The 3864-nt window shown below is 49.9% G+C and carries 3 protein-coding genes; all 3 read right to left on the bottom strand.

Going from position 1 to position 3864, the window contains the following annotated elements; all coding sequences use genetic code 11:
* On the bottom strand, nucleotides 1–935 hold a 935-nt coding region (locus tag AC1WIP_RS12805; RefSeq protein ID WP_481142194.1), incomplete at its 3' end, for a sugar-binding domain-containing protein.
* Nucleotides 928–2151 carry an AI-2E family transporter gene (locus tag AC1WIP_RS12800; RefSeq protein ID WP_481142193.1) on the bottom strand — a complete coding sequence of 408 codons (1224 nt, stop codon included), beginning with the start codon at nucleotides 2149–2151 and terminating at the stop codon, nucleotides 928–930. The genes AC1WIP_RS12800 and AC1WIP_RS12805, both read right to left, overlap by 8 nt.
* 56 nt (nucleotides 2152–2207) lie before the next feature.
* Nucleotides 2208–3656, bottom strand: a complete 1449-nt coding sequence (locus AC1WIP_RS12795; protein WP_481142192.1) for an aminoacyl-histidine dipeptidase — start codon at nucleotides 3654–3656, stop codon at nucleotides 2208–2210.
* Nucleotides 3657–3864 lie beyond the last annotated feature (208 nt).

Below are 3864 nucleotides of genomic sequence, written 5' to 3'. Positions count from 1 at the left end.
ACAACCTCCTCAAGCTCTCCCTCCGGCGCCGCCACCTGAATCACTAACTGATAAAGATTCGGCTCCTCGGCGCTCCACAGCGCAGGATGCTCCACAGGAATCTCAATATGGGTTTCTTCATCCGCCTCACCCTTCCATTCCCCTGCAGACTGGCCTTCTTCCCCCTCCCGGTATAAAAGGGCGGCAATCCGTCCTTTGCCTGTCAGCTCCAAATCAAGAGCCAGAACCGCCCGGTCAAAGCTGTCATTTAAAAGAGTGCGCACCTTTAAATCCCTTATATGTACGCCAGGCACGGTGTAGAGATAAACATCCCGGAAAATCCCGGAAAACCGGAAAAAGTCCTGATCCTCGCACCAGCTTCCCGCACACCATTTAAAAACCACCGCCGCCAGCTTGTTTTCTCCTTCCTGCAAGAAGGGGGTCAGATCAAACTCAGAAGGAGTAAAGCTGTCCGCTCCATAGCCCACGAAGGAACCGTTGCACCAAAGAGCCAGAGCGCTTTCCACACCCTGAAAAGAAATATAGACGGGTCCCTCTTTCATGCTTTCAGGCACCTGGAAATATTTCACATAGCAGGCTGCAGGATTAAATTCCTCCGGTATCTGCCCCGGCTCAATCTGCTCCCTGCCGTCCCAGGGATACTGTACATTTACATACTGAGGAATATCATAGCCCTCCAGCTGGATATGGGCGGGCACCCGGATATCCTCCCAGGATCTGCAGTCATAATCTGCAGACCAAAACCCCTTTATCACAGAGTGATAGTTTCTTGCATAAGCAAACTTCCACAAACCGTTTAAACTGTACCGGAAGCTGTTTTCCTTCCGTTTCATAGCCTCCATATTCGGATAAAACACATGATCCGAATGGGCGGGCAGTCTGTTCTCCTGAAAATATTCAGGGTCTTTTACCTTTTTATAATCAAAATCACTCATCTTTTTCCTCCATATCATCCTCCGGCCCGGATATCTGCATTTCCTCCATTTCCTGGTCTGCCCGGACCTTCTGCAAGGCTTGCTTTGCGGTATTTCTGCTGTTTACACTCTCCCGAAGCAGAACATAAAAGGTGGAAAAAAGAGGGATGAAAAACAGCATGCCGGCTACGCCAAACAGACTTCCTCCAAGGCTTACGGCCATCAAAACCCACATAGAGGGCAGTCCCACGGAATTGCCCACCACCTTGGGATAAATCAGATTTCCCTCAAGCTGCTGCAGCACTAAGAACATTAGTACAAACCAGATTGCCAGAATGGGATCGTCAATCAAAATCAGAAATGCACCCACAATACAGCCGATAAAGGCGCCTACAATGGGAATCAGCGCCGTAAAGGCCACCAAAACCCCAACCAAAACCGCATAGGGCATACGGAAAATCGTCATGGCAATCACAAACATGGCTCCCAGTATAACAGCCTCCGTACACTGTCCGGTGATAAAATTGCTGAAATTCTTATACAAAAGCGCCATCACCTCAAGAATTTTATCGGATGCCTTCTTGGGGAAGTAGGCTGTAACAATACGTTTCCCCTGATCCTCCAGCTTTTCTTTCTGCCCCAGGATATACAGTGCAAACACAACGGAAATAAAGAGATTCACCACGCCGCCGATCACGCTGCTTGCAAAGGTAACCGTAGAGGTCAGCATACTGCTCATGCCGTTTTTCAAAAAATCAATCACGCCGTCTGAAAGACTTTCCCAATTAATCCTGAGGCTCTCCAGCTTCGATACCTGCTCCTCCAGCTGAGGGTAATTCTGACTGAATTCGTCCAGCATGCTCACCACCTGTTGTGCAAATTCCGGGATTTTTCTCCCTATCTCTGCAATAGTAGCCGTCAGTTGAGGCACCACTGTATTAAACACCACCGCGATAATCAAAATCACCAGCAGGATGGACAGGACCATGCTGATCGGACGCTTCAGCTTATCGGCTGCCTTTCCGCGCCATTTCCTTAACAGCTTGTTCTCCACCAGCTTCATGGGGATGTTCAAAACAAAAGCGATTGCCCCGCCATAGATAAACGGTTTTGCAATGTTGATGGCCAGAACAATGCCTGCCACCACCGAGCTGCTGTAAATGATCGCCAGCACCAGCACCGCTCCAAACACCATCAATCCTTTTATCTGTTTGATTTTTTCTTTGTCAAATCCCACAAAATCACCCGCGCTCTCCAGCGCTTCCCTTCCTGAAAATCAAAAAAACAGCTTTCTTAATCCTTTTCTTCCAGCAGCCGCACCAGATATTCCCACACGCGCTTTGTGGAGGAAATACTCAAAGACTCCTCTGTGGTATGGATATCGCTTATCTGCGGTCCAAAGGAAACACAGTCCAGATCACTGATCTTGCTTCCCAAAAGCCCACATTCCAATCCCGCGTGAATGGCCTCCACCTTTGGCTTTTCTCCGTACATTTTTTCATACAAAGCAACCATCTTTTCCCTGAGAGGAGAATCCGCCCGATACTTCCATCCCGGATAATCCCCTGTCACCGTCTGATTCCCTCCAGCGAGCTTGGTAATGCAGGACAACCTGGCAATCAAAGCTTCCTTTGCACTTTCCACACTGCTGCGCACCGAGAATTCCGCACAAATCTCTCCCTTGTCCAGCGTCAGAATTCCCAGGTTCAAAGAGGTCTCCACCATCCCCGGCAAATCCGCGCTCATAGCCTGCACACCGTTAGGCAGACTGTTTAAAAAGGCGGCAGTTCTTCTAGTATCCCGGCGATTGACGCAGGAAAAGCTCCCCTTTCCCATCTCTGCCACAGCAATGGTAAAGCCCGGGTCCTTCACTGCCAGCTCCTCTCCGATTCTGGCGGCGGTCACATCACAGATCTCCGCAAAGGAAGCGCTGTCCTTGGGCTCGATCACAAGTACGGCCTTCGTCTGCCTTGGTATGGCGTTGTCCGCAAGCCCTCCTTCCAGCCCGTGTATCCCCACGTCCATCTTTTCCGTCAAATTCCACAAGAGCCTGGCAAACAGGCAGTTGGCGTTACCTCTCTCCTTCTGAATTTCCGTACCCGAGTGTCCGCCTTTTAATCCCTCCACGAGCACCTCGTAAGCTATGCCCTCAAAGGATTCCCATTCCACCGGCACCCGGCAGTCCACTCTGGCCCCTCCTGCACAGCTGGTCAGAAAAATTCCTTCCTCCTCAGAATCCAGATTCAGCATCCTATGCCCGCGCAGCATGGAAAGATCGATCTGCCTTGCGCCCTCCATGCCCACCTCCTCATCCACTGTGATCACAACCTCCAGCCGGGGATGCTTTATATTATCCGCATCCAAAAGTGCAAGGGCATACGCCACCGCTATGCCGTCGTCACCTCCAAGGCTGGTGCCTTCCGCATAAATTTCATCTCCCCGCACAGCTACCCGAAGGCTGTCCTTTTCCAGGTCAATGGAGCAGTCCGGCTTTTTTACCGCCACCATATCCATATGCCCCTGCAAAATTACGGCAGGCTCCGTCTCATAGCCCGCAGAGGCCTCCTTAACGATAATAATGTTTTTCCATTTATCCTGAATGCAGAAGAGATTCCTTTCCCTTGCAAAAGCCGCCAGATAATCGCTGATACGATCTACATTTCCCGAACCGTGGGGAATTTTTGTAATTTCTTCAAAATAATAAAATACATTGCCAGGTTCCAAACCGGATAAAACGCCCATAGCTTCCTCCATTTCCTTCCCAGAGCAAAATCTCTGGGGATATCTTATTCATTTTACCTCTTTTTTCTCCTCTTGCAAAGAGCTTTTGTAATTTGCGGTTTCCAAAGAAAAAATCCCGGCAGGCCTTACAGGGAAGCGCTTCCGGGATTTGCTAAAGCTCCCCCTGTTGGACTCGAACCAACGACACTGCGGTTAACAGCCGCATGCT

Source organism: Acetatifactor sp. (assembly GCF_982438285.1).
Note: the sequence above shows the minus strand (reverse complement) of the source record. Positions and strands in the feature narration are given on the sequence as shown.

What these genes read in the sequence shown, in the direction of transcription:
- AC1WIP_RS12795 (WP_481142192.1), bottom strand. Translation starts at nt 3,656, where the DNA reads ATGGGCGTTTTATCCGGTTTGGAACCTGGCAATGTATTTTATTATTTT.